This window comes from Acidovorax sp. GW101-3H11, assembly GCF_001633105.1.
Classification (GTDB): domain Bacteria; phylum Pseudomonadota; class Gammaproteobacteria; order Burkholderiales; family Burkholderiaceae_C; genus Acidovorax.
This window is the reverse complement of sequence record NZ_LUKZ01000001.1, coordinates 257,062-283,206: the sequence shown is the minus strand read 5'-3', so window position 1 is coordinate 283,206 and position 26,145 is coordinate 257,062. Positions and strand designations below refer to the sequence as shown.

21 protein-coding genes and 1 pseudogene are annotated in these 26,145 nt (G+C 64.9%); 15 read left to right on the top strand and 7 right to left on the bottom strand.

Features of this window, described 5'->3' with window-relative positions; genetic code table 11:
* Positions 1-59: 59 nt before the first annotated feature.
* The 7 genes from A1D30_RS01215 (at position 60) to A1D30_RS01185 (ending at position 8,220) form a co-directional block, all read left to right on the top strand.
* Complete coding sequence (locus A1D30_RS01215) at positions 60-2,498, top strand: serine/threonine protein kinase (protein WP_063458990.1); 2,439 nt, start codon at positions 60-62, stop codon at positions 2,496-2,498.
* A 50-nt stretch (positions 2,499-2,548) separates the two neighbouring features.
* Positions 2,549-3,721, top strand: coding sequence for a rod shape-determining protein RodA (gene rodA / locus A1D30_RS01210; protein WP_063458989.1), 1,173 nt, complete (start codon positions 2,549-2,551; stop codon positions 3,719-3,721).
* A gap of 101 nt (positions 3,722-3,822) precedes the next feature.
* Positions 3,823-4,164, top strand: a complete 342-nt coding sequence (locus tag A1D30_RS01205) for a YegP family protein (protein ID WP_063458988.1) — start codon at positions 3,823-3,825, stop codon at positions 4,162-4,164.
* Between the two features lie 80 nt (positions 4,165-4,244).
* Positions 4,245-5,729, top strand: a complete 1,485-nt coding sequence (gene tldD / locus A1D30_RS01200) for a metalloprotease TldD (protein ID WP_063458987.1) — start codon at positions 4,245-4,247, stop codon at positions 5,727-5,729.
* Positions 5,730-5,834: 105 nt separating this feature from the next.
* Positions 5,835-6,371: a hypothetical protein gene (locus A1D30_RS01195; protein ID WP_063459166.1), complete on the top strand. Its 537-nt coding sequence runs from the start codon at positions 5,835-5,837 to the stop codon at positions 6,369-6,371.
* A 284-nt stretch (positions 6,372-6,655) separates the two neighbouring features.
* A complete protein-coding gene (locus A1D30_RS01190; RefSeq protein ID WP_063458986.1) occupies positions 6,656-7,777 on the top strand; it encodes a 3-deoxy-7-phosphoheptulonate synthase in 1,122 nt (373 codons plus the stop codon).
* 131 nt (positions 7,778-7,908) lie between these two features.
* Positions 7,909-8,220, top strand: a complete 312-nt coding sequence (locus A1D30_RS01185) for a hypothetical protein (RefSeq protein ID WP_063458985.1) — start codon at positions 7,909-7,911, stop codon at positions 8,218-8,220.
* A gap of 59 nt (positions 8,221-8,279) precedes the next feature.
* Here A1D30_RS01185 and mpl read toward each other — a convergent pair whose 3' ends face one another.
* Entirely contained in the window at positions 8,280-9,701 is a 1,422-nt protein-coding gene (mpl, locus tag A1D30_RS01180; RefSeq protein ID WP_063458984.1) for a UDP-N-acetylmuramate:L-alanyl-gamma-D-glutamyl-meso-diaminopimelate ligase, read from the bottom strand.
* A 207-nt stretch (positions 9,702-9,908) separates the two neighbouring features.
* Between mpl and A1D30_RS01175 the strand changes: the two genes are divergently transcribed.
* From A1D30_RS01175 to A1D30_RS01145, 8 genes and pseudogenes are all read left to right on the top strand, one after another.
* Positions 9,909-10,508 (top strand): hypothetical protein, encoded by a 600-nt coding sequence (locus tag A1D30_RS01175; RefSeq protein WP_063458983.1) that lies wholly within the window; start codon positions 9,909-9,911, stop codon positions 10,506-10,508.
* Positions 10,505-11,101, top strand: coding sequence for a TlpA disulfide reductase family protein (locus tag A1D30_RS01170; protein WP_063458982.1), 597 nt, complete (start codon positions 10,505-10,507; stop codon positions 11,099-11,101). Before A1D30_RS01175 ends, A1D30_RS01170 begins: the two co-directional genes overlap by 4 nt.
* Positions 11,102-11,261: 160 nt before the next feature.
* Positions 11,262-11,714 (top strand): acetyl-CoA carboxylase biotin carboxyl carrier protein, encoded by a 453-nt coding sequence (gene accB, locus A1D30_RS01165; protein ID WP_063458981.1) that lies wholly within the window; start codon positions 11,262-11,264, stop codon positions 11,712-11,714.
* Positions 11,715-11,721: 7 nt separating this feature from the next.
* Positions 11,722-13,071 carry an acetyl-CoA carboxylase biotin carboxylase subunit gene (accC, locus tag A1D30_RS01160; protein WP_063458980.1) on the top strand — a complete coding sequence of 450 codons (1,350 nt, stop codon included), beginning with the start codon at positions 11,722-11,724 and terminating at the stop codon, positions 13,069-13,071.
* 74 nt (positions 13,072-13,145) lie between these two features.
* Complete coding sequence (prmA, locus tag A1D30_RS01155) at positions 13,146-14,051, top strand: 50S ribosomal protein L11 methyltransferase (protein ID WP_063458979.1); 906 nt, start codon at positions 13,146-13,148, stop codon at positions 14,049-14,051.
* A 55-nt stretch (positions 14,052-14,106) separates the two neighbouring features.
* A pseudogene (locus tag A1D30_RS26615) lies at positions 14,107-14,211 on the top strand (zinc-ribbon domain-containing protein); the annotation flags it as partial.
* Between the two features lie 489 nt (positions 14,212-14,700).
* Positions 14,701-15,750 (top strand): DUF3426 domain-containing protein, encoded by a 1,050-nt coding sequence (locus A1D30_RS26290; RefSeq protein ID WP_242421760.1) that lies wholly within the window; start codon positions 14,701-14,703, stop codon positions 15,748-15,750.
* Positions 15,751-15,783: 33 nt separating this feature from the next.
* On the top strand, positions 15,784-16,680 hold the full coding sequence (locus A1D30_RS01145; RefSeq protein ID WP_063458977.1) for a carbohydrate kinase family protein: 897 nt from the start codon (positions 15,784-15,786) through the stop codon (positions 16,678-16,680).
* A gap of 182 nt (positions 16,681-16,862) precedes the next feature.
* Here A1D30_RS01145 and A1D30_RS01140 read toward each other — a convergent pair whose 3' ends face one another.
* From A1D30_RS01140 to A1D30_RS01115, 6 genes are all read right to left on the bottom strand, one after another.
* Positions 16,863-17,483 carry a hypothetical protein gene (locus A1D30_RS01140; protein ID WP_063459165.1) on the bottom strand — a complete coding sequence of 207 codons (621 nt, stop codon included), beginning with the start codon at positions 17,481-17,483 and terminating at the stop codon, positions 16,863-16,865.
* Between the two features lie 184 nt (positions 17,484-17,667).
* The gene (locus tag A1D30_RS01135) at positions 17,668-18,864 is read right to left on the bottom strand and encodes a ribonucleotide-diphosphate reductase subunit beta (protein WP_063458976.1); all 1,197 of its coding nucleotides are present in this window, start codon (positions 18,862-18,864) and stop codon (positions 17,668-17,670) included.
* Positions 18,865-18,999: 135 nt separating this feature from the next.
* Positions 19,000-21,945 carry a ribonucleoside-diphosphate reductase subunit alpha gene (locus A1D30_RS01130; protein WP_063458975.1) on the bottom strand — a complete coding sequence of 982 codons (2,946 nt, stop codon included), beginning with the start codon at positions 21,943-21,945 and terminating at the stop codon, positions 19,000-19,002.
* A gap of 372 nt (positions 21,946-22,317) precedes the next feature.
* A complete protein-coding gene (ampD, locus tag A1D30_RS01125) occupies positions 22,318-22,938 on the bottom strand; it encodes a 1,6-anhydro-N-acetylmuramyl-L-alanine amidase AmpD (protein WP_063458974.1) in 621 nt (206 codons plus the stop codon).
* A complete protein-coding gene (locus tag A1D30_RS01120) occupies positions 22,922-24,430 on the bottom strand; it encodes a sigma-54 dependent transcriptional regulator (RefSeq protein WP_063458973.1) in 1,509 nt (502 codons plus the stop codon). The genes ampD and A1D30_RS01120 overlap by 17 nt, the downstream gene beginning before the upstream one ends.
* An 11-nt stretch (positions 24,431-24,441) precedes the next feature.
* Positions 24,442-26,145, bottom strand: a complete 1,704-nt coding sequence (locus tag A1D30_RS01115; protein ID WP_063458972.1) for a HAMP domain-containing sensor histidine kinase — start codon at positions 26,143-26,145, stop codon at positions 24,442-24,444.

Genomic DNA, 26,145 nt, shown 5'->3' with positions numbered 1-26,145 from the left:
TATCAAATCGTAACCACGGGGCGCCATGCAGCGCGGCGCCTTGATTCGCCCCCTGCACCATGCCCGATTTTGCCCCGCTCTCCACCACCCGACGTTGGGCGCTCGGATCTGGCGACAAGCCTCCCGCCACGCTGGGCCGCTTTGAGCTGAAAAAGCAGCTGGGCCGGGGTGCGCAGGCCACGGTGTGGCTGGCGGTGGACCCGCGCCTGCAGCGCGAGGTGGCCATCAAGCTCATGCGCCCCATGCAGGACCAGGACCCGTCGGTGCTGGAGCAGTGGCTGCGCGAGGCGCGCCACGTGGGGCGCCTGGCCCATCCGTACATCGTGCCGGTGTTCGAAGCCGACGTGCAGGGCCTGCAGCCCTATATCGTGTTCGAGTACGTGCCCGGCCGCACGCTGGCCGAGCACCTGGCCCAGCAGGGGCGGTGCACACCGCACGATGCGGTGGCGCTGATGGTGGATGTGCTCGACGGCCTGCAGGCCGCGCACCAGGCGGGCATCGTGCACCGCGACCTCAAACCCTCCAACATCATGGTCGATGCCCAGCGCCATGCGCGGGTGATGGACTTTGGCATGGCCGCCCCCGTGCAGGCCGCGCCCGATGCGCAACTGGCCAGCGGCACACCGGCCTATATGGCCCCGGAGGCCGCTGCGGGTGCCGCCCCCACCCCGGCGATGGATGTGTACTCCGCCGGCTTGGTGCTGGTCGAGTTGCTTTCGGGCAAGCCACTGATCCACCAGAAGGACACCTGGCAAGCGCTGTACAGCCTGGCGAATGAAGACCTGGCCCTGCCCGACGACCTGGGGCCGGGTGTGGACGACGGCCTGCGCGCCATCCTGCAGCGTGGCATGGCGCGCGACCCGGGCCAGCGCTACGCCTCGGCGGCGGATTTCCGCGACGCGCTGCGCGCCTGGGCGGCCCCGGCGAGTGCCCCCACGGCCGCGAGCAATGCCACGCTGGACTTCTTGCTGCGGCGCATGCGGCACAAGAGCGATTTCCCGGCGCTGTCGGACTCGGTGGCGCGCATCCAGCGCGTGGCCAACTCGGAAGACGACAGCATCAGCGACCTCACGCACGAGATCCTCAAGGACGTGGCGCTGACCAACAAGCTGCTGCGCTTGGTCAACAGCGTGCACTACGCCCATGCCAGTCGGGGCACCATCAGCACGGTGTCGCGCGCGGTGAGCCTGGTGGGATTCAACGCGGTGCGCAACATGGCGCTGAGCCTGGTGCTGCTGGACCACATGCAGGACAAGCAGCACGCGAGCCAGATGCGCGAGGAGTTCCTGCGCGCCATGATGGCGGGATCGGTGGCCGCCGAGCTGTGCGGGGCCAGCCAGGCGGCCGAAGAAGCCTTCATCGGCGCCATGTTCCAGAACCTGGGGCGCATGCTGTGCGAGTTCTACTTTCCGGAAGAGGCGCGACAGGTGCGCAGCCTGGTGGCCTCGGGGCGCATGGAAGGGGGCGAGGAATCGGCCTCCCTGCAGGTGCTGGGGCTGGGGTTCGAGGACCTGGGTGTGGGGGTGGCCCGCGTCTGGGGTCTGCCCGAGAGCCTGCAGCGCTGCATGCGCAAACCGATGGGGTCGCCCACGCAGCGCGCGCCCGAGCAGGGCGCGGAGCGCATGCGCTGGGCGGCCATGGCCGCCAACGAGGTGGCCAGCACGCTGCTGTTTGGTGATCCTGCCCAGATGGAGGCCCAACTGGGCCAGGTTGGCACCCGGTACGCCCGCACCATGGGCCTGTCGGCCGAGTCGATTGCCGAGGCCACTTTGCGTGCGCGCCACAAGCTGGTGGCGCTGGCCGAGGCGCTGGACCTGCGGGTGGCGCCCGACACCCCTGCTGCCCGGCTGCTGCGGCTGCCACAGCCTGCTGGTGCCCAGCCAGTGGTTGAGGATGCCCTGGGCTCCCACGAGTTGCGCCCCAGCGAAACCCCGCCCCTGCCGGCCGTGCTCGAATCGCAGGCGGGCGGTGCGGTGTCGGTGGCGCAGGTCAACGAAGTGCTGGCGGCGGGCATCCAGGACATCACCAACGCCATGGTCGAGAGCTTCCAGCTCAACGACGTGCTGCGCATGATCCTGGAGACCATGTTCCGGGCGCTGGGCTTTCGGCGCATGGTGTTTTGCCTGCGCGACCCCAAGACGGAGGTGCTGACCGGCCGTTTTGGCCTGGGCGAGGGCAGCGAGGCCGCCGTGCGCGCCATGAAGGTGCCGTTGAAGGCCCAGGGCGACCTGTTTGCCGCCGTGTGCCTGCGCGGCGCCGACACCCTGATCAACGACGCCACCGAGCCGCGCATGCAGGCGCGCCTGCCGCAGTGGTACCGCACGGGGCTCAATGCCCCCTCGTTCCTGCTGCTGCCGCTGCAGATCAAGGGCCAGACCTTTGCCCTGATCTATGCCGACCAGTCGGTGGCGGGCGGCATTGTAGTGGACGACAAGGCCCTGGGCCTGCTGCGCACCCTGCGCAACCAGGCGGTGATGGCCTTCCGGCAGGCGGGGTGACGGCGCAGGGGGCGGGTTCCACGTGGTCCTGGTCATCTGATAATCGGGGGATGGCCGTCGTATTTGAAAAGCCCACGCTCTCCCAGCGCCTTGTTCCCCTGTTCCGTGGGTTCGACCTTCCCCTCATTCTGGTGGTGGCCCTGCTGACCTGTGCGGGCCTCACGGCCATGTACTCCTCGGGCTTTGACCACGGCACCCGTTTTGCCGACCACGGGCGCAACATGCTGATTGCGGGTGCTATTCTTTTTGTAGTGTCTCAGGTGCCGCCACAAAAGATCATGGCCTGCTCCGTGCCGCTGTACGCAGCGGGGGTGGCGCTGCTGGTGGCCGTGGCGCTGTTCGGCATCACCAAGAAGGGGGCCACACGCTGGATCAACGTGGGCATCGTCATCCAGCCCAGTGAAATCCTCAAGATTGCGATGCCGCTGATGCTGGCCTGGTGGTTCCAGAAGCGCGAGGGCACCTTGCGCCCGCTGGATTTTGTGGCGGCGGGGCTGCTGCTGGTGGTGCCGGTGGGCCTGATCATGAAGCAGCCCGACCTGGGGACCTCGCTGCTGGTGCTGGCGGCGGGCCTGTCGGTGATTTTCTTTGCCGGCCTGTCCTGGAAAATGGTGCTGCCGCCGGTGGTCATTGGCGGCGTGGGCATTGCTGTCCTTGTGATCATGGGCGATGCGTGGTGCGCGGACGGGGTGCGCTGGCCCGTGTTGCACGATTACCAGCAGCAGCGCATCTGCACGCTGCTGGACCCCACGCGCGACCCGCTGGGCAAAGGCTTCCACATCATCCAGGGCATGATCGCCATTGGCTCGGGGGGCGTGTGGGGCAAGGGCTTCATGGCCGGCACGCAGACCCACCTGGAGTTCATCCCCGAGCGCACCACCGACTTCATCTTCGCCGCCTATTCCGAGGAGTTCGGGCTGGCAGGCAATCTGTTCCTGATCGTCTGCTTCCTGCTCCTCGTCTGGCGCGGCCTGGCGATTGCCGTGGGCGCTACCAGCCTGTTCGGGCGCCTGATGGCGGGGGCCGTGTCGATGATCTTCTTCACCTATGCCTTTGTGAACATGGGCATGGTCAGCGGCATCCTGCCTGTGGTGGGCGTGCCGCTGCCCTTCATCAGCTATGGCGGCACGGCCATGGTCACGCTGGGGCTGGCGCTGGGCATCCTGATGTCGGTGGCGCGGGCGCAGAAACAGGACACCAAGGACCCCCGGGCGGCGATATAGGGCGTGCCGGTGGCAGGGGTTTCTGCGGCGTTGCATGCGCCGGGCCTTCCGGTTACAAAGCGGCTGCCAACTGTGTTTTGGCAACCTCTGGAGGTACTCCCATGGCGTCGAAGTTCGAGCTGAAGAAGTCCAAGAACGACAAGTTTGTGTTCAACCTCCTGGCGGGCAACGGGCAGGTCATCCTGACCAGCGAGATGTACGACTCCAAGGCCAGCGCGCTCAACGGCATCGAGTCCGTCAAGAAGAATGCGCCCAACGACGGCCGCTATGGACGGCTCTGTGCCAAGGACGGCTCCCCCTACTTCACGCTCAAGGCGGCCAACGGCCAGGTGATCGGCCAAAGCCAGATGTACTCCGGCGAAAAGGCGCGCGACGCAGGCATCGAGTCCGTCCAGCAGAACGCATCTGGCGCGCCAACCAGCGACCTGACAGCGGCGGGCTGACGGGCTGGAGCCCGGGTGCGGGCGCTGCTGCCCGTGCCCCTGCGCCCGCGCGGGCATGGCCGGGCGCCTAAAATGCCGCGATGACTTTCCGCACCCCCACTGCCGCCCCCCAGCGCGCGGCAACCAGCCAGCGCATCGATGTTGCCCGTGAACTGCTGCTGACCCCCTTCGGCCTCGACGAAAGCCACCTGGCCCGTGCCCTGGCCGAGATCCGTGCCCACCAGGTGGACGATGCCGACCTGTACTTCCAGTACACGCGCAGTGAAGGCTGGAGTCTGGAGGAAGGCATCGTCAAGACGGGCTCCTTCAGCATCGACCAGGGCGTGGGCGTGCGTGCCGTGAGCGGCGAGAAGACGGCCTTTGCGTATTCCGACGACATCTCTGAGGCATCGCTGCTGGATGCGGCCCGCACTGTGCGGTCTATTTCGGCCTCTGCGCGCGCTGGTAAAGCAAAGATTGCTCCTAAAAAAGTAGCATTGAGCCGCAGCCTGTACCCGGGTGTGGACCCGATAGCCTCGCTCGACAGCACGGCCAAGGTCGCGCTGCTGGAGCGGCTGGAGCAGCGCGCCCGCGCCAAGGACCCGCGTGTGGCCCAGGTCATGGCGGGCCTGGCCAGCGAATACGACGTGGTGCTGGTGGCCCGTGCCGATGGCACCCTGGCGGCCGACGTGCGCCCCCTGGTGCGCCTGTCGGTCACGGTGATCGCCGAGCAGAACGGCCGCCGCGAAATGGGCTCGGCCGGTGGCGGCGGGCGTTTTGGCCTGGCCTACTTCGACGACGAGCAGATGGGCAAGTACGTGGACGAAGCCGTGAATGCGGCCCTGGTCAACCTCGAATCGCGTCCCGCACCGGCGGGCGAGATGACGGTGGTGCTGGGTTCGGGCTGGCCCGGCATCCTGCTGCACGAGGCCGTGGGCCATGGGCTGGAGGGTGACTTCAACCGCAAGGGCTCGTCCGCCTTCAGTGGCCGCATCGGCCAGCGCGTGGCCGCCAAGGGCGTGACGGTGCTCGACGACGGCACCATCGCCGACCGCCGTGGCTCGCTCAACGTGGACGACGAAGGCCACGCCAGCCAGCGCAATGTGCTGATCGAGGACGGTATCCTGAAAGGCTACATCCAGGACAGCCTCAACGCGCGCCTGATGGGCGTGGCCCCCACCGGTAACGGTCGGCGCGAGAGCTACGCCCACATCCCCATGCCCCGCATGACCAACACCTACATGCTGGGCGGCGACAAGGACCCGCAGGAAATCATCGCCAGCATCAAGAAGGGCCTCTACGCCAGCAACTTCGGTGGCGGCCAGGTGGACATCACCTCGGGCAAGTTTGTGTTCTCTGCCAGCGAGGCCTACTGGGTCGAGAACGGCAAGATCCAGTACCCCGTGAAGGGCGCCACCATCGTGGGCAGCGGCCCCGAGTCGCTCAAGAAGGTCACCATGATCGGCAACGACATGCGCCTGGACAGCGGCGTGGGCACCTGCGGCAAGGAAGGCCAGAGCGTGCCCGTGGGCGTGGGCCAGCCCACGCTGCGCATCGAGGGGCTGACGGTGGGTGGGACGGCCTGATCCTGGCCCTGGGGGCGCCCATGTGTTGCGCGCTCCCACCATCCGCGCCCTGCTGTGCGTGCCCAGCGCTGCACCGACCCGCAGGCAGCGCAAAATGCAATCACCATGCCTGCCACGCGTCCCAGCCAACTGCTGACACTCCAGTCGTTTGGGGACATCAGCCGTTTTCTGCGGGAAGGTGTGGCCGACGAAGACTCGCGCCAGTTGCGGGACAGCCTGGGCGCGCTGTCCATGCAGATTGACGAAGCGGTTCGCGCCCGCCGCACCAGCACGGACACGGCCGAGATCACGCGGCGCGTTGTGGCGCTGTCGCACTGCGCGCGAGAGCACCAGCTGTTCCTGACGGGCCTGGGCTCTGCCTGGCATGCGCTGTATGAGTTTGGTGCCTACCAGCGCGCGTTGCGCGACTTGCGCAATGCCATTGCCGACTGGCTGCAGATGCTGGAGCGCCGCAGCACCCGCGAAAGCGCGAGTTTTGACCACTTCGAGCTGCTGGCATGGCGCACGCTGGGCGAGGCACTGTTGCTGGTGGATATGTACGAACACCAGAGCGATCCCCCAAGCGACCTGCAGGATGCACCGCCGCGCAAGGTGTCTGCGCTGCAGCGCATGCAGGCCTGGTTGCGCCGCTTGCGGAGCTGAGGCACAAGCCTGGGCATTCGGCCTGAAATGATTCAGTTTGTCGTGCAATCGCAACAGCCTGGGGTTGCTGCACTGCCGCACACCTGTGCTACATTGGCTGCCATGCAAGTTCGCAGCGCGTTTTATTTTTGGTTTTTTATCTCGGTCCCCGGCGGATGAGAGGAAAACGCGCAAGCAAACACAACCTCCCCATACCAACCGCCGACGCTGCAAAGCCCGGCGGTTTTTGTTTTTCAGCCCTCCCGTTTTTCATCCACTCCAACCGACTCCACGAGGAAGCAACCATGACGGTCTCCAACACCCCCACCAGCGATGCCTGGTACCGCAGCGTCGAGAAAACCAGCCAGACCGACGACGAACGTATCAAGGACATCACCGTGTTGCCTCCTCCCGAGCATCTGATCCGCTTCTTCCCCATCGGCGGCACGCCGGTGGAGACGCTGATCACCCAAACCCGCAAGAACATCCACAACATCATGGCTGGCAAGGACGACCGCCTGCTGGTCATCATTGGCCCCTGTTCCATCCACGATCCCGCTGCCGCCGTGGACTACGCCCGCCGCCTGATGGCCGTGCGCACCCAGTACGCCGACACTCTGGAAATCGTGATGCGCGTGTACTTCGAGAAGCCTCGCACCACCGTGGGCTGGAAGGGCCTCATCAACGACCCCTACCTGGACGAGAGCTACCGCATCGACGAGGGCCTGCGCATTGCGCGCCAGCTGCTCATCGAGATCAACCGCCTGGGCATGCCTGCAGGCAGCGAGTTCCTGGACGTGATCTCGCCCCAATACATCGGCGATCTCATCAGCTGGGGCGCGATTGGTGCGCGTACCACCGAAAGCCAGGTGCACCGTGAGCTGGCCTCGGGCATCTCGGCGCCCATCGGCTTCAAGAATGGCACGGACGGCAACATCCGCATCGCCACCGACGCCATTCAGTCGGCCAGCCGGGGCCACCACTTCCTGTCGGTGCACAAGAACGGCCAGGTCGCCATCGTCAACACCAAGGGCAACAAGGACTGCCACGTGATCCTGCGCGGTGGCAAGACGCCCAACTACGACGCCGTCAGTGTGGCCGCTGCCTGCAAGGACCTCGAAGCCGCCAAGCTGCCCGCCACGCTGATGGTGGACTGCAGCCATGCCAACAGCAGCAAGCAGCACGAAAAGCAGCTTGAAGTGGCGCGTGACGTTGCGGCGCAATTGGCGGGTGGATCGCGCAGTGTGTTCGGCCTGATGATCGAAAGCCACCTCACGGCAGGGGCCCAGAAATTCACGCCAGGCAAGGACGATGCGAGCAAGCTGGAGTACGGCAAAAGCATCACCGATGCCTGCCTGGGCTGGGACGATTCGCTGCAGGCGCTGGCAGAACTGTCCGACGCCGTGAAAGCGCGCCGCGCGCGCTGAGTGCCTGCGCCACGACTGGCTCTAAACTGAGACCCGTGAAGACTGCGCATCCCGTGCAGTTCCGGGCTTCCATGGGCCTCTTGGAGGGGCCCTTGGAGCAAGTCCGCAGTTCAGAAGAAAGGCGAGTCACCATGCATAGCGAAGTGTCGGTCAAGCTGACCGGAGATCAAGAGTTCCGTTTTGACCTGGCGGGCGCCGAGCCCATGGGCCACGAGGCGGGTCGGCGCTGGCTGGATGAGCAATTCATCTCGCTGGACTGCGAACCATTGCGCGCCAGCGGTAAAGTGCTGCTGGCCGACAAGGTGCTCACCGTCGCGCGTGCTGCGGGGGCGCCGCTGATGCAAGACGCCGCCTGGTCGCGCGACTTTGCACGCGCCGCCAGCGCTGCGCTGGCCAAGCCCATCGTGCGGGTGGATGTGCCAGGCATGGCGGTCACGTTCTGATCTGCTTTTTCTTGAGCAAAAAGGGCGGTTGGCGCGCGTTGGATAAGCGCAAGAAGCTATTAATTTTGTAGTGCCTGCAGCAACTTGGCGTGGATACCCCCAAACCCGCCATTGCTCATGCACACCACGTGATCCCCTGGCCGGGCAGACTGCACCACCTGGGCCACCAGGGTGTCGATGTCGGCTGCGGTTTGTGCGCGCTGGCCCGGGCCTACGCCCAGGGGGGCGAGGGCCTCGGCGGCATCCCAGTCCAGCCCGGCCGTGTGGCAGAACGCGAGATCGGCGGGCTCCAGGGCCCAGGGCAGCTGGCTTTTCATGGCGCCCAGTTTCATGGTGTTGCTGCGGGGCTCGAACACGGCCAGGATCCGCGCGCTGCTGCCCAGGCTGCGGCGCAGGCCGTCCAGGGTGGTGCGCAGCGCCGTCGGGTGGTGTGCAAAGTCGTCGTATACGGCCACGCCACCGACGGTGCCGCGCAGTTCCATGCGCCGCTTGACGTTCTGGAAGGTGGCGAGGGCGCTGGCGGCTTGCTCGGGGGAGACACCGACATGGTGGGCGGCCGCGATGGCGGCCAGCGCGTTGAGCTGGTTGTGCACGCCGGTGAGCGACCATTCCACGCGGGCCACGCGTCGGCCCTGGTGCATGACGTCAAATGCCTGGGGGTCGCCTACGGCGTAAAAGTCGCTCACTGCCGCGCCAAAGCTGGTCACTTCGCTCCAGCATCCGGTGTGCAGCACCCGGGCCAGGCTTTCCTCCAACCCGTTGGTCACGACGCGGCCTGACGGGGGGACTGTGCGTACCAGGTGGTGGAACTGGCGCTCAATGGCGGCCAGGTCGTCAAAGATGTCGGCGTGGTCGAATTCGAGGTTGTTGAGCACGGCGGTGCGGGGCCGGTAGTGCACAAACTTGCTGCGCTTGTCGAAGAAGGCGGTGTCGTATTCGTCCGCCTCGATCACAAACAGTGGCGCTGCGCCCAGCGGCGTGGGGGCGGGCGCAGGGCGTTGCGTTGCCCCCAGCCGGGCAGACAGGCCGAAGTTCAGTGGCACACCGCCAATCAGAAAGCCGGGCTGCTGGCCCGCGCTCTCCAGGATCCAGGCCAGCATCGAGGTCGTGGTGGTCTTGCCGTGGGTGCCTGCCACGGCTAGCACATGGCGCCCCTGCAGCACATGCTCGGCCAGCCACTGGGGGCCGCTGGTGTAGGGCAGGCCAGCGTCCAGGATGGCTTCCATCAGCGGGAACTTGGGGGTGCCGTCGGGCAGCCGGGCGCGGCTGACCACATTGCCGATCACAAACATATCGGGTTGCAGAGCCATCTGATCGGCGCCAAAACCCTCGATCAGGTCGATGCCCAGTGCCCGGAGCTGGTCGCTCATGGGGGGGTAAACGCCGGCGTCGCAACCGGTCACCTGGTGGCCTGCCTCGCGGGCCAGCGCTGCGAGGCCTCCCATGAATGTGCCGCAGATCCCTAGTATGTGTATGTGCATGGGCGCTGATTCTAAAGCCGCCGCGATGTCGGAAAATCTTGGTAAAAATGCCTTTCTGCGCGCGCTGCATATGCCCTAAAAGCTATAAAAAATATAGCAATTGGGGCAATTCTGCTTCTGGGGTGTTCGTGGGACTTGTGCGGGGTGCAGGGCGGCCCGTCATGGATCGCGCGCACAATGCGGACTCCTCCGTTGTCTTCCACTTTCATGCACACACCTTTGAGCGAAGAAATCGCCCACACCACGGCACGCCTGGTGGTCGAGGAAGGGCTTGAATGGGGGCCCGCCAAGCGCCGGGCCCTGCGCCAGATGGGGTTGCCTGCCCGCACCCCGTTGCCTGACAACGATCTGGTGGAAGCGGCGGTGCGGGAGTACATCGAGCTCTTCTGCGCCGATACGCAGCCGCGCGAGTTGCGGGCGCTGCGCCAGCTGGCGCTGGTCTGGATGGAGCGCATGGCGGCGTTTCGTCCGCATCTGGCGGGGGCGGTGTGGCACGGCACTGCCACGCGCCTGTCGGATATTTACTTGCAGTTGTTTTGCGATGACCCCAAATCTGCGGAGATCGCGCTGATCGATCACCATGTGGACTATGAGCCCCGCACGGTGACAGGTTTTCATGGCGAATCGGTCGAGGCCCTGAGCCTGGGCAGCAAGTCGCCGGAACTCAATGAGATGATCGGCGTGCATTTGCTGATTTACGACCTAGATGACCTGCGGGGCGCCTTGAAGCCCGATGCCAAAGGCCGCACCCCGCGCGGTGACATGACGGCCGTGCGCCGCCTGCTCCAGGAAACCAGTGCCCCATGACGAAGACGACACCCTCCGACTTGCCTGAATCCGCGCCTGTATCACCGACCGTGCTGCCGCAGGCACCGTCGGCCACTCGCCGCCGCCTGTTGTATGCCGGTGTGGCAGGGGCTGCAGCTGTGGGTGGGGCGGGCTTGGCGTGGTGGAAGTTTCAGCCGCATGCCATGGAGGCGGGGGCGGAGCAGGCGCTGTGGGGCATGGAGTTTGAAAAACCGGAGGGCGGCGTGGTTGCGTTGAAGTCTTTCTCCGGCAAGCCGCTGCTGCTCAACTTCTGGGCCACCTGGTGTCCGCCCTGTGTGGAAGAGTTGCCCATGCTGAATGCTTTCTATCGCGAACATGCTGCCAAAGGCTGGCAAGTGCTGGGTTTGGCGATTGACCAGCCCTCGGCGGTGCGCAAATTCCTGGCGCGTCTGCCGCTGGAGTTTCCCGTGGGGCTGGCGGGTTTGGGAGGGACGGATCTGGGGCGCTCACTGGGCAACCTGACGGGCGGGCTACCGTTTACCGTGGTGCTGGGCGGGGAAGGGCGGGTGCTGCACCGTAAAATGGGGCAAGTGACTCCGCAGGATCTGCAGCTGTGGGCCCCCTTGCGGTGAGGTTTGTGGCGGCTGTTTGGGGGTCGTTGCGGTGATTTTGGAGGGTTCCGGCGGTCTATTTCCATGATGGAGTTCATGGAAAATGCATGTGGAAGACTGCGATAGGGTGAAATTGGAGTAAATTCGCGCCCTGTTCAGTTTTATAGCCGTTGGAGCTTCCATGGATCTGCGAAAACTCAAAACCCTCATCGATCTCGTGTCCGAGTCGAATGTGTCCGAACTCGAAATCACGGAGGCCGAGGGCAAAGTCCGTATCGTCAAGAGCGGTGGCGCGGTGGTTCAGCAGTATGTCCCGGCCCCCATGCAAGCCCCGGTGGCGCCTGCACCTGCAGCCGCAGCTCCTGTGGCAGAGCTGCCTGCTCCGCCTGCAGTGCCCGCCGGTCACATCGTCAAGTCGCCCATGGTCGGCACCTTCTACCGCTCGTCCAGCCCCGGCGCCAAGGCATTTGTCGAAGTCGGCAGCCAGGTGAAGGAAGGCGAGACCATCTGCATCATCGAGGCCATGAAGATCTTGAACGAGATCGAAGCCGACAAGTCGGGCACGGTCACGCGCATCATGGGCGAAAACGGCCAGGCCGTGGAATACGGACAGCCGCTGTTCGTCATCGAATAAGGCACCCATGTTCAAGAAGATTCTCGTTGCGAATCGCGGAGAGATCGCTCTCCGCATCCAGCGCGCGTGCAGCGAACTGGGGATCAAGGCCGTGATGGTCTATTCCGAGGCCGACCGCGACGCCAAGTACGTCAAGCTGGCCGAAGAGGCGGTGTGCATCGGCCCCGCGCCCTCGCCGCTGTCCTACCTCAACATGCCGGCCATCATTTCGGCGGCCGAAGTGACCGACGCTGAAGCCATCCACCCCGGCTATGGCTTTCTGTCCGAAAACGCCGACTTCGCCGAGCGTGTGGAAAAGAGCGGCTTCCAGTTCATCGGCCCCACGCCCGAATCGATCCGCATCATGGGCGACAAGGTGTCGGCCAAGCAGGCGATGATCCGCGCGGGCGTGCCCTGCGTGCCAGGCTCCGAGGGTGAACTGCCCGATGACCCGGTGCAGATCCGCCGCATCGCCAAGGCCGTCGGTTACCCCGTGATCATCAAGGCGGCAGGCGGCGGCGGTGGCCGTGGCATGCGCGTGGTGCACACCGAGGCCGCGCTGGTCAATGCCGTGCAGATGACCAAGGCCGAGGCGGGCGCCGCGTTTGGCAATCCTGCGGTGTACATGGAGAAGTTCCTCCAGAACCCGCGCCACATCGAGATCCAGATCCTGGCCGACAAGCACCGCAACGCGGTGTACCTGGGCGAGCGCGACTGCTCCATGCAGCGCCGCCACCAGAAGGTGATCGAAGAGGCGCCGGCTCCTGGCATCCCCCGCAAGTTGATCGAGAAGATCGGCGAGCGCTGCGTGGCCGCCTGCAAGAAGATCGGCTACCGCGGTGCGGGCACCTTCGAGTTCCTGTACGAGAACGGCGAGTTCTACTTCATCGAGATGAACACCCGCGTGCAGGTGGAGCACCCTGTGACCGAATGGATCACGGGCGTGGACATCGTCAAGACGCAGATCATGGTGGCGGCCGGCGAGAAGCTGCCCTTCACCCAGCGCCAGATCGAGATCCGGGGCCATGCCATTGAATGCCGGGTGAATGCGGAAGACCCGTACAAGTTTGTCCCGTCACCGGGGCGCATCACCACCTGGCACCCACCGGGTGGCCCGGGCGTGCGCGTGGATTCGCATGCCTATACCAACTACTTTGTGCCGCCCAACTACGACTCGATGATCGGCAAGATCATCGTGCACGGCGACACGCGCGAGCAGGCCCTGGCCCGCATGCGCACGGCGCTGTCCGAGACCGTGATCGAAGGCATCAACACCAATGTGCCGCTGCACCGCGAGTTGATGGTGGACGCCAAGTTCATGGCCGGTGGCACCAACATCCACTACCTGGAAGAGTGGCTGTCGCAGCACAAGCGCTGAAGACGGCTCCTAGCGGTTTCACATGCTGGCCCTTGGCAACGGGGGTCAGCATTTCATTTTTCTGAGAGGCGTCTATGTTTGAGTTGAGTCTGATGTGCCCCGAGGACTGTATCGAGCCGGTCAGCGACGCGCTGGATGCGCTCGATGCGCTCTCCGTGTCGGTCGAGGATGCCGATGCCCAGACCGACGCAGAGCAGGCGCTGTTTGGCGAGCCGGGCATGCCGCCGCCCAAGGATGGCTGGCAGCGCAGCCGCGTGGTGGCGTTGTTCCCATCCGAAGTGGCGGCGCGCGAAGCGCAGCAATTGCTGGTGGTGCAGGACTTCTTTGTGGGCTGTCAGGTGCTGGGTGTGGCGCAGGTGGCCGAGCAAGACTGGGTGCGGCTCACGCAGTCGCAGTTTGCGCCGGTGGACATCACGCCGGATTTCTGGATTGTGCCGACCTGGCACGAACTGCCTGCCCAGGCGGTGCGCAGCATCCGCCTGGACCCGGGCCTGGCCTTTGGCACGGGCACGCACCCCACCACGCGCATGTGCCTGCGCTGGATTGCGCGCAACGGGGCGGTGCAGCCGGGGGCTGGCAACAACCCGCTGGGCCGGGTGCTGGACTATGGCTGTGGTTCGGGCATCCTGGCGATTGGCGCTGCCAAGTTTGGCGCCACGGACATTGATGCGGTGGACATCGATCCTGCCGCTGTGGAATCCACGGCACAGAACGCGCAGGCCAACGGCGTGCAACTGAGCGCCGGGCTGCCCGACAAGGCACGGGGCGAGTACCAGACGGTGCTGGCCAACATCCTCGCGACCCCCTTGCGGGTGCTGGCGCCTTTGCTGTGTGCCCATGTGGCGCCGGGAGGACACCTAGTGCTCGCGGGCATCCTGGAGCGCCAGGCCGATGAGCTGAAGGAAGCCTATGCACCATGGGTTCGGCTGGAAGTGGCGGATGCCGAAGACGGCTGGATATTGATGACCGCCCAGCGCTGAGCCTGCGCGTGTTCCGCCTGGGCCGGGGTGGCACGGCCCCTACAATCCAACGCTGATGAGCCAGATCACTCGCTGCCCGTCCTGCGCCACCTCCTTCAAGGTGGTGGCAGACCAATTGCGCATCTCGGAAGGATGGGTGCGGTGTGGCCAATGCAAGGAGGTGTTTGATGCCTCTGCGCATTTGCTGCCAGTGGCCCCGGCCGCCCTTTTGCCCGATGTGTCGCTGACCGATGTACGGCCGCCCCCGGCGCCCACCGCTCGAGCGAGCGATGCCGAACGTGCTTGGGGGGGCGGGTCCGTGTCGCCTTCGCCCTCAGCGTTGGAGAGAGGCGCTCAGGCGGTTTCTATGGCTGCGCATGCTGCGCATCCCCCTGTGCGTGCTGATGCCGTAGTCCATCGCGCAGACACTTCACTGCCCATGGCTGCCGCCCCCCTGGCACCGGCAATGCCTGTGCTGGATATTCCTGCGCCCACTGTGCCTGCCTTCCTGGCCGTAGGCGCGGCGGCTTCCGATGCAAATACCTTGGACCTCGCGCCGACTGCGCCGTTTTCCTGGCGGCCCGTCCCCACGCCGTGGGCGGCAGAGGCGGTTGATTCCAGCCCATCACTGTCGGGGCCGGCAGTTGATGGACCGGCCACGGAAGAGGTCGTGGCAAAGCCGGTGTTGGATGCTGCTGCGGGGGCGGCTGCTGAGGCGGCGGTGCTGCCCACAGCTGTGGCGGATGCCGATGTGACTGGGGCTGCCGAGGTCGTGCGGGGTGGGTACGAGCTTCCTGCTGCCGATCCGCATGACTCCATCGGGCTTGACGACCTGGTGACCTCGGAGAAGATCGGAGTGGAGAGTTCCTTGGCCGGGGTCGGCGAGGCATTGGTCGGGGCGACCGGGCGCTCTTTGGCAGCGGAGCCCGTGCTGGAGCACCCTGAAGAGGCGCTTTCCTCTGGCTTGCCGAGTGCTGACCATCACGATGTCCCACCGGTAGTGCCTGCGACTCCGGGGGCAGTGCCTGAGCCCCTGCCGTCGGTGGATTTTGTGCAGCGGCCCCTGGTGGATGAGATACCGGCTGCGTTGGAGCTGGTCGCAGATGACTCTCCAGCTGCGGTGTTGCAGGCCCGCAGTCGCAAGCCCGTGGCCAGCCAGGTGGATGGAGATGAGCAGGGCGAAGAGAGTGCACATGAGGCCGGGCCGGAGGTCAGTTTTGTGGTTGCTGCGCGGCGCAAGGCTTTCTGGCGCAAGCCTGTGGTGCGGGCTGTGCTGGTGCTTGTATTGCTGGTCTTGGTTGTGGGCCTGTTGCTGCAGGTCGCAGTCCAGGAGCGTGACCGCATTGCCGCCACGGACCCGCGTGCAAGGCCGTGGCTGCTCCAGTTGTGCGAGCCTTTGCGGTGCGAGGTCGCTCCCCAGCGCCAGATTGCCGATGTGGTCATCGACAGCTCCTCGTTCAACAAGGCCCGGGGCGACAGTTACCAGCTGGCGTTGGCCATGAAAAGCAAGGCGGACATTCCATTGGCCATGCCAGCGGTAGAGTTGACCTTGACCGATGCCCAGGACCAGCCGGTGTTGCGCAGGGTGCTGCTGCCGACCGACATGGCTGCACCGGCGGAGCTGCCAGCGCATGGCGAATGGAGCACCTCGGTATCGGTGATCGTGACCACGGGCGGCGCGCGCGTGGCGGGCTACCGGCTGCTGGCGTTCTATCCCTGATTTCTCCCAACAACTTACCGAGTTTCACTATCTATGGCTGCCCTCATTTGTGGTTCCCTGGCGTTCGACACCATCATGACTTTCGAGGGGCGATTTGCCGAGCAGATCCTGCCCGACCAGTTGCACATCCTCAATGTGTCGTTCCTGGTGCCTTCTCTGCGCCGCGATTTTGGTGGGTGTGCGGGCAATATTGCCTACAGCCTCAAACTCCTGGGGGGTGAGCCTTTGCCCATGGCCATGCTGGGCAGCGATGGGGCCGACTACCTTCAGCGGCTGGAGTCGCTGGACATCGATTGCCGCCACGTGGGCCAGGTGCAGGACACCTACACCGCGCAGGCCATGATCATGACGGACCGCGACAACAACCAGATCACGGCCTTTCACCCGGGGGCCATGATGCAGGCGCATGCCAACCGCATTGATGTGGGCGCCAAGGCGAGTGTGGGGATCATTGCGCCCGATGGGCGTGATGCCATGCTGGAGCATGCGGCCCAGTTCGTGGCGGCGGGCATTCCTTTTGTGTTCGATCCTGGCCAGGGGCTGCCCATGTTCAGCGGTGAAGAGCTGGCGAAGTTCATTGACCAGGCATCCTGGGTCACGGTCAACGACTACGAAGGGAAGATGCTGAGCGACCGCACCGGCTGGACCCTGGCTGAAATCTCGCGCAAGGTGGAGGGGCTGGTGGTCACCTTGGGGGCCGAGGGCTGTGAGGTGTGGGTTGCAGGCGAAAAGACCCATGTGCCTGCCGTGGTGCCGACGCAGGTGGTGGACCCCACGGGGTGTGGGGATGCCTGGCGTGGTGCGCTGCTGTTCGGCCTGGAACGGGGCTGGGCGCTGCCACGTTGTGCGGCGCTGGGCAACCGTGTGGGGGCCCTCAAGATCGCTCAGCGCGGGCCGCAGAACTACACGCTGGATTTTGCGGTGGAGTAAGCCGTGGTCGGGGTTGGTATAGGGGCCTGAGCAGATGTTTGAGCCCGGTCCAGCGCCGACTTGACCATGTGCTGCCGCTGCGAGGTGTGGCCCATGCGGCCTCCCTGTTTGTTGGCTGGTGTGCAGCAGGCGTAAAAAAACCCGGTGCACAGGCACCGGGTTGAGCGTGTGATACGCCTGAATTAAGGCTTGTTGCCCGTAGGGAACGGCCAGGCAGCCTGAGGGTTCAGGGTGGTCTGCGCTGCGGGTGCGGCCGCAGGGGCAGGCGCCTTGGGGGCCTTTTTGGCAGGAGCAGCTTTCTTGGCGGGAGCCTTGGCAGTGGCCTTCTTGGCTGGTGCTGCTGCCTTCTTGGCAGGAGCGGCCTTCTTGGCAGGGGCTGCGGGCTTCTTTGCTGCTACGGCCTTTTTGGCTGGAGCGGCTTTCTTGGCCGGTGCTGCTGCCTTCTTGGCAGGAGCGGCCTTCTTCGCTGCTACGGCCTTCTTGGCTGGAGCGGCTTTCTTCGCTGGTGCTGCTGCCTTTTTGGCGGGTGCAGCCTTCTTTGCTGCTACGGCCTTCTTGGCTGGAGCGGCTTTCTTTGCTGGTGCTGCTGCCTTCTTGGCTGGTGCAGCCTTCTTGGCGGGAGCGGCCTTCTTGGCGGGAGCGGCCTTCTTGGCTGCTACGGCCTTTTTGGCTGGAGCGGCTTTCTTTGCCGGTGCTGCTGCCTTCTTGGCAGGCGCAGCCTTCTTCGCTGCTACGGGCTTCGCAGTTGCAGCTTTTTTCGCGGGTGCAGCCTTCTTGGCGGCAGGTTTTTTCGCAGTTGCCATCATGTTCTCCTTGGGTCAATTTGCAAAGAGCACTTCCTGTCTACAGTGGACAGAAAGCGATCCATGGAGATGGAATAGAACTCCATCTCCATGAACACGGGAACGCTCCACACGGCGGCGCTCTGTGGCGCTGTCTGTCTGGGGCGTGGTGTAAAAATCCATGGTGGTGTGATGCGAAAAGGCGCTAGTCCCAGGACAGCGCACCACCGGACTGGTATTCAATAACCCGGGTTTCGAAGAAGTTGCGTTCCTTCTTCAGGTCGATCATCTCGCTCATCCACGGGAACGGGTTCTCTTCGTTGGGGAACAGCGTCTCCAGCCCGATCTGCGTAGCGCGGCGATTGGCGATGTAACGCAGGTAGCCCTTGAACATCGAGGCATTCATGCCCAGTACGCCGCGTGGCATGGTGTCTTCGGCGTACCGATACTCCAGCTCAACCGCCTTGAGGAACAGCGCCTTGATCTCGGCCTTGAACTCGGCAGTCCACAGGTGCGGGTTTTCCAGTTTGAGCTGGTTGATCAGGTCGATGCCGAAATTGCAGTGCATGGATTCGTCACGCAGGATGTACTGGTACTGCTCGGCCGCACCAGTCATCTTGTTCTGGCGGCCCAGCGCCAGGATCTGTGTGAAGCCCACGTAGAAGAACAGCCCTTCCATCAGGCAGGCGAACACGATGAGCGACTTGAGCAGCGTCTGGTCGGTCTCGAAGGTGCCCGTGTGGAAGTTGGGGTCCATGATCGCTTCGATGAAGGGGATCAGGAACTCATCCTTGTCGCGGATCGAAGCAACTTCCAGATAGGCGCTGAAGATCTCGCCTTCGTCCAGGCCCAGCGACTCCACGATGTATTGGTAGGCATGCGTGTGGATCGCTTCTTCAAACGCCTGGCGCAGCAGGAACTGGCGGCACTCGGGTGCGGTGATGTGGCGGTAGGTGCCCAGCACGATGTTGTTGGCGGCCAGCGAGTCGGCAGTCACAAAGAAGCCGAGGTTGCGTTTGATGATGCGACGCTCGTCTTCGGTCAGGCCGTTGGGGTCTTTCCACAACGCGATGTCACGCGTCATGTTCACCTCTTGGGGCATCCAGTGGTTGGCGCAGGTGGCAAGGTACTTTTCCCACGCCCACTTGTACTTGAAAGGCACCAGCTGGTTGACGTCGGTCTGGCCGTTGATGATGCGCTTGTCGGCTGCGTTGACGCGGCGATGTGCGGTGGCTGCTGCAGCGGTTGGAGCAACGGCGGAGGCCGTCATCGTTGCATGCACGGCTTGCAGGGAGGGGGTCTGGAAAGACAGGGGCGGCTGTTCCGCCGGGTGGCTCTTGTTCAGTCCACCGTCCAGTTGATTTTGCGATGAGGGCTTGACTTCTTCGTCCCAGGACAACATAGATTTTCCAGTGTTCGGATTATGAAAGCAGTGCTGCAAAAAGGAAAGCACTGCAGCGTTGTGCAGCAACGTTTTGTTGCTTCACAGCACCGGCACAACACCTCGGATCAGTCCGAGGTGTTGTGCGCGAAGTCCTTATTGGCAGGCTTCGCAGCCAGGATCGTCGATGGCGCAGAACTTCACATCCGTGGCGGGCACCGCTGCAGACTGCGCAGCAGCGGCGGCAGCCGCCGTTTCGAGTGCGCTGGGCTGTGCCTGCGCGGGGGCGGATGCTGCGGACGCGCCGCCATCGTTGCCCGAGGAAACCGCGTTGAGCTGGCGTGTGTTCACGGTGCTCATCTCGACGTGCGTGGCGCTTTGCGTGCGCAGGTAATACGTGGTCTTGAGGCCACGGATCCAGGCCAGCTTGTAGGTGTCGTCCAGCTTCTTGCCCGATGCGCCAGCCATGTAGATGTTCAGGCTCTGGGCCTGGTCAATCCACTTCTGGCGGCGCGACGCGGCTTCCACCAGCCACTGCGGCTCGACCTCGAAGGCGGTGGAGTACAGCGCCTTGATGTCCTGTGGCACGCGGTCGATGGGGTGCAGCGAACCCTTGAAGTGCTTGAGGTCCATGATCATCACGTCATCCCACAGGCCCAGGCGCTTGAGGTCGCGCACCAGGCCGCCGTTGATGACGGTGAACTCACCCGACAGGTTGGACTTCACGGACAGGTTGCCGAACGATGGCTCGATCGATGCATCCACGCCGATGATGTTGGAGATGGTGGCCGTCGGGGCGATGGCCACGCAGTTCGAATTGCGCATGCCGTCCTGCGCGATCTTCTTGCGCAGAGCGTCCCAGTCCAGCGTGGACGAGCGGTCCACTTCCACATAACCGCCCCGGGCTTGCGAGAGCATGTCCAGCGTGTCGAAGGGCAGGATGCCACGGTCCCACAGCGAGCCCTTGTAGCTGGAATACTTGCCGCGCTCCTTGGCCAGTTCGGTGGACGCCCAGTAGGCGTAGTAGCAGATGGCTTCCATCGACTTGTCGGCAAACTCCACCGCTTGCTGCGATGCGTAGGGAATGCGCAGCTCGTACAGGCTGTCCTGGAAGGCCATCACACCCAGGCCCACCGGGCGATGGCGCAGGTTGGAGTCACGCGCCTTGGTAACGGCGTAGTAGTTGATGTCGATCACGTTGTCCAGCATGCGCATGGCCACCGTGATGGTCTTCTTGAGCTTGTCGTGGTCGATCTGACCATCCTTCAAGTGCTGCAGCAGGTTGACCGAGCCGAGGTTGCAGACGGCGGTTTCGGTGTCGCTGGTGTTCAACGTGATTTCGGTGCACAGGTTGGACGAGTGCACCACACCGGCGTGCTGCTGGGGCGAGCGCACGTTGCAGGCATCCTTGTAGGTGATCCAGGGATGGCCGGTTTCGAACAGCATGGTCAGCATCTTGCGCCACAGGTCGGTGGCTTGCACCGTTTTGGCGGGCTTGATCTCGCCGCGCGCTGCCTTTTCTTCGTAGGCCACGTAGGCCTTCTCGAAGTCGGCACCGAACAGGTCGTGCAGGTCAGGCACGTTGGAGGGCGAGAACAGCGTCCAGGTGCCCTTTTCCATCACGCGGCGCATGAACAGATCGGGGATCCAGTTGGCCGTGTTCATGTCGTGCGTGCGGCGACGGTCGTCACCCGTGTTCTTGCGCAGCTCGAGGAACTCTTCAATGTCCAGGTGCCAGGTTTCGAGGTAGGTGCAGACCGCGCCCTTGCGCTTGCCGCCCTGGTTCACAGCCACTGCTGTGTCGTTCACGACCTTCAGGAAGGGCACCACGCCCTGCGATTCGCCATTCGTGCCCTTGATGTGCGAGCCCAGGGCGCGCACGCGGGTCCAGTCGTTGCCCAGGCCGCCAGCAAACTTGGACAGCAGGGCGTTTTCCTTGATGGATTCGTAGATGCCGTCCAGGTCGTCGGGCACGGTGGTCAGGTAGCAGCTGGACAGCTGCGAGCGCAGTGTGCCGCTGTTGAACAGCGTGGGCGTGCTCGACATGAAGTCGAACGACGACAGCACTTCGTAGAACTCGATGGCGCGGGCTTCGCGGTCGGTTTCGTTCAGCGCCAGGCCCATGGCCACGCGCATGAAGAAGGCCTGGGGCAGCTCGATGCGGGTCTTCTTGACGTGCAGGAAGTAGCGGTCATACAGGGTCTGCAGGCCGAGGTAGTCGAACTTCAGGTCGCGGTCGGCCTTGAGGGCGGCACCCAGGCGCTGCAGGTTGTACGTCAGCAGGCGTTCGTCCAGCAGCTCGTTGTCCACCCCCTTTTTGATGAACTGAGGGAAATATTCGAGATAGGCTTGGCCCATCTCGGCCTGGGTCACTTCCTTGCCCAGCACTTCGCGCACGATGGTGTGCAGTAGCAGGCGTGCGGTGGCGTAAGTGTAGTCGGGGTCTTTCTCGATCAGCGTGCGCGCGGCCAGGATGGACGCCTTGTAGACCTCGTCCATGGGCACGCCGTCGTACAGGTTGCGCATGGTCTCGGCCACGATGGGGTCGGCCTTGACGTCCGCACCCAGGTTCACGCAGGCGGACTCGATCAGTGCCTGCAGGCGGCCGAGGTCCAGGGCAATGCGTGCATCGCCGTCCAGCACGTGCAGCAGCGGGGCGGATGCCACAGGGGCTTGCTGCTCGCTCTGGCGAGCGCGCTCCTGGGTGCGGCGTTCGCGGTACAGCACATAGGCGCGGGCCACTTCGTGGTGGCCGCCACGCATCAGGCCCAGCTCCACATGGTCCTGCACGTCTTCAATATGGAAGGTGCCGCCACCGGGGCGCGAGCGCACCAGTGCCCGGGTCACGTTGTGGGTCAGGGTGTCCACCACTTCGCGGACGCTGGCGGAGGCAGCGCCCTGCGTTCCGTGGACTGCCAGAAAGGCCTTCATCATCGCCACTGCAATTTTTTGCGGTTCGAACGGCACCACAGCGCCATTGCGGCGAATGATCTGGTGGTGTGCGAACTCGTTGCTGGCTGTTGCCGCCGGGGTGGCCTGGGATTCGTTGGAGTCTGCCGGGCCGGGCTGGGCGGTGGAAGGCGTGTTCAAAGCAGCTTGCATGGGTGTCCTCTTCTTTGGGCTGTCTGGGGTGGGAGAGCGGCGTAAGTGGGCGCCGCGATGGGGAAGTGGTGCGCCGGACTTTAGCCTGTCGCACACTATATATGGTGTGTCATGTGTGTTCAAGACACTACCGGTAGTGTACCGCCTGAACCGGCCTGAAAAAGGGAAACAAGCTGTGTTAGGCCCCCGGTGCACGGGCGGAGCACCCGGCGTGAAGCCCTTGCGGGTGTTGCGATGGGCTCTGCAAACCCAGCAGTGGCGGGTGCTGGCGGCGGRTTGTCCCTTCGGGGCCGCGTGGTGGCTGGATGAAAAAAAAATGTGCAAATGCACAAAGAAAAATACCGGGCTGACGCTCCGATGCGACAGCGCTTTTCAGTGCTGCAAAGGCGCGGGGGGTTGTGCGGCCTCGGGGAACTGGTGGCGTGGCCAGCCCAGCTCTTTCTGCAGGGCGGTCCAGTCGAATCCAGGGCCAGGGTCCTGCTTGCGCCCGGGGGCAATGTGTTCATGCCCTGCCACATGGGCGATGGGATAGCGCAATGCGATGTCCTGGCACAGCCGGGCCAGGGTCTGGTACTGAGGGGGCTCGAAGCCCAGGCCTTCCAGACCCTCCAGCTCAATGCCGATGGAGTCGTCGTTGCATTGAGCGCGCCCCCGGTAGAACGACTGCCCCGCGTGCCAGGCGCGCAGGTCGCAGTCCACAAACTGCCATGGCACCCCCAGGCGGTCGATGAAAAAATGGGCAGAGACCTGCAGACCCCGGATGCCCTGGTAATAGGGATGCGCATCCCAGTCCAGGGTGTTGGTGAACAGCTGCTGCACGGCGCCCGTGCCAAATTCTCCCGGTGGCAGGCTGATGGAGTGCACCACGATCAGATCCACCGCCTGGGCTGTTGCCGGGCGTGCACCGTGGTTGGGCGATTCCAGACGGCGCGCGCCTCGGTGCCAGCCGCCATCCCAGACAGAGGCGCGCTGCGCGTCACCCCATGTCGTCATGCGGGTCCTGGTCGTTCGGGGCGGCGATGTTCAGGCGCGCGATGCGGTAGCGGATCTGGCGCAGGCTGATGCCCAGCCGCGCGGCGGTGGCCGTCCGGTTGAACCCAGCCTCCTTGAGCGCGCGGATCAGTATCTCGCGCTCTTGCTGGTCCAGCCATGCCTGCAGGTCGCTGGGCAGGGGCGCGGCACAGGTGGTGCTTTGCGGGGCCGAAGCGGTGGCATCTGCGGCTTGCGCCTGGGGGGGGCTCCCAGGCGATGCCGCCGGGCGTACTGCCTGTGGGTCGGTGGCACCGGTGGGCCAGTCCACATGCAGCTCCTCGCCATCGCTGAGCGCCACTGCGCGGTGCAGCAGGTTCTCCAGCTCCCGCACATTGCCCGTGAGCGGGTGGGCGGCGATGGCGGCGAGCGCGCGGTCGGTGAGGGCTGGCACGGGCATGCCGGATTCCTGGGCGATGCGGGACAGCAGCGCCGTGCAGAGCGCGGGCAGGTCCTCGCGCCGCTCCCGCAGTGGCGGGATCACGATCTCGATCACATTGAGCCGGTAATACAGGTCCTGCCGGAAGCGGCCGGACTGTACATCGGCCGCCAGATCCCGGTGGGTGGCGCTCACGATGCGCACATCCACGGTTTCCTCCTGGGTGGAGCCCAGGGGGCGTACGCTGCGTTCCTGGATGGAACGCAGCAGTTTGGACTGCATGGCCAGGGGCAGATCGCCGATTTCGTCCAGGAACAGAGTGCCCCCGCGTGCGGCCTGAAAGTACCCGTCCCGGTCCTGGTTGGCGCCGGTGTACGAGCCCTTGCGGGCGCCAAAAAATTCGGCTTCGAGCAGGTTCTCCGGGATCGCACCACAGTTCACTGCCACCAGGGGGCCGTCAGCCCGTTGGCTGCTGGCATGCAGCGCCTGGGCCACCAGCTCCTTGCCGGTGCCTGACTCGCCATGGATGAGGACCGGCGCCATGCCGCGCGAGACCTTGGCCACCCGCTGCTTGACGTTGCGGATGGCTTCCGATGCGCCGACCAGCTTGTCCAGCGCCGCATTGCCCGACGCATGCTCGGCCGCCGTGGCCAGTTGCCGTTGCTGCCCGGGGCTGCGGGCGGCGCGGGGGGCAGGAACCCCACCGCTGCCTTGCACCGCCGAGGCCACCACCGAGCGGAACTGCTTCAGGTCCACCGGTTTGGTCAGGTAGTCGAAGGCGCCCGAGCGCAGCGCCTCGACCGCGTTTTCTGCGGAGCCGTAGGCGGTCATGACCACACAGCGCTCCCGGCGTTGCTGGTCACGCAGGTCCTGCAGCAGCTCCATGCCAAAGCCATCGGGCAGCCGCATGTCGGTGATCACGGCATCGAAGCGATGGGCCTTGAGCTGGTCGCGCGCCTCCTGCACGCTGGACGCCGTCTCCACGCGGTAGCCTTCGCGCAGCAGGGTCAGCTCGTACAAGGTGCGCAGATCGGGTTCGTCATCAACGACGAGGATGGAGGCGGCAGGGGCGTTCATGGCAATCCGGTTCAGACCACGATGGTGTCAAACAGCGTCGCGGCGTCGGCAGGGCGGGTGGTGCGGCGGAAGCCCACGGTGAACGCGTTGCCTCCGGTCTCGCCCCGCAGTGTGGTGCGGTTCAGCCGCTGGTAACTGATGGACGCTCCATGGCGCTGGCACAGTTCGCGGCAAATATAAAGGCCCAGGCCGCTGGAGCGGCTCTCGGACGAGAAAAAGGGCTCGAACAGGTGGCGCTCCACGGATTTGTCCATGGGGGCGCCGTCGCTCCACACCTGCAGGCTGACCTGGCCCGCTGGGGTGGTGCGCGTCGCAACACACAGGGAGTCGGGCTCCGGCCCCATGTAGCGCAAGGCATTGTCCAGCAGGTTCACCAGCACGCGGCGCAGGTGCTCGCCATCAAACTCCACCTGTGTGGCCTGGGTGTCCAGCATGACCACGGCACGGCGCTGCACCGGGTCCTGGGCCTGCCAGTCGTGCCAGATCTGGGCAATGGTCTCGTCCAGTTGCAGGGTGGACGCGGGCGCGTGGCTGATCTGGTGCTGGACACGGGCGATATCGAGCACTTCTTCGGCGATGCGCGCCAACCGGTCTGCGTTCTGCTGGACCATGTGGGCCAGGCGCTTTTGCGCCGGGTCGTGCAGGTCTTCCTCCAGCAGCGCATTGGCCTGCACGATGGCCGCCAGCGGGTTGCGGATTTCATGGGCTACGGCGGCCGACATGCGGCCCATGGCTGCGAGTTTTTCGGTGCGCAAGCGGGCTTCCATTTCGCGCAGATCGTGCAAAAACATCACGCACAGCCGCTCGGTGTGGGCCTCGCTGGCGGCCTCCCGGGTCGATGTGAGCCAGGTGCGCACATGCAGGCCGGTCGGGCTTTGGCCGGGGTGCAGCAGGTCCACATCCGCCGTCTGGGGTTGTTCGTGGCGAAAAGTGCGCCGGGCCAGGATCAGCAGGGGCTTCCAGGGAGAGGCGGACTGCAGGGTCAATGGCAGATCGGGCGGGGCCCCACTGGCCAGCAATTGCAGCCCGGCCGGGTTGGCGACGCGCACCACATCGTTCTCGTCCACCACCAGCACGCCGTCGGTCAGGTTCTGGATGACCAAGGCACTGACCTGGGTCTGCACGCGGGCCGCAACCTGGCTTTGCTGCGCCACTTCCTGTTCGCGCGCCAGCCGGGTTGCCAGCTGGTGCACCAGATAGCTCACGATGAAGTAGCCCGTGCCGGTGAGTGCGCTTTGCAAGTAGCGCTGTGCATCGTCTTCGCCCGTGCGTGCCCCCATCCACCAGGCCCAGCCCAGCAGCAGCAGCGTGACGCCTGCCGTGGTGCCCAGCGCCAGCGTGAGCGTGCCCAGCACCGCCGCCATCAGGATGGGCAGGCCGAACAGGGGCGTGTAGTTCATCGTGCCTGCATGCAGCAGTTGCATGGCCGTGATGGCAGCGAGGTCGAGGCCGATGGATGGGAGCCACTGGGGGCCCGCGCCGGGCGAAGGCGGGCCCTGCCGGGCCAGCACGCGCAGGGCTACGGTGGCCACCAGGTAGGCCACGCACAGTGCCAGCACCGTGGGGTCGGCCACCTGGTTGATGATTTGCCCCGCGCCTTGCAGGACCAGCAGGGCGAGCGCCACCATGACGCGGCCGGTGAGGAAGCCGCGCCACATGCGCACAAAAGGCGCATCCACCGTGGCCAGGTAGTTGCCAGCAGGCAGGGTTTGCAT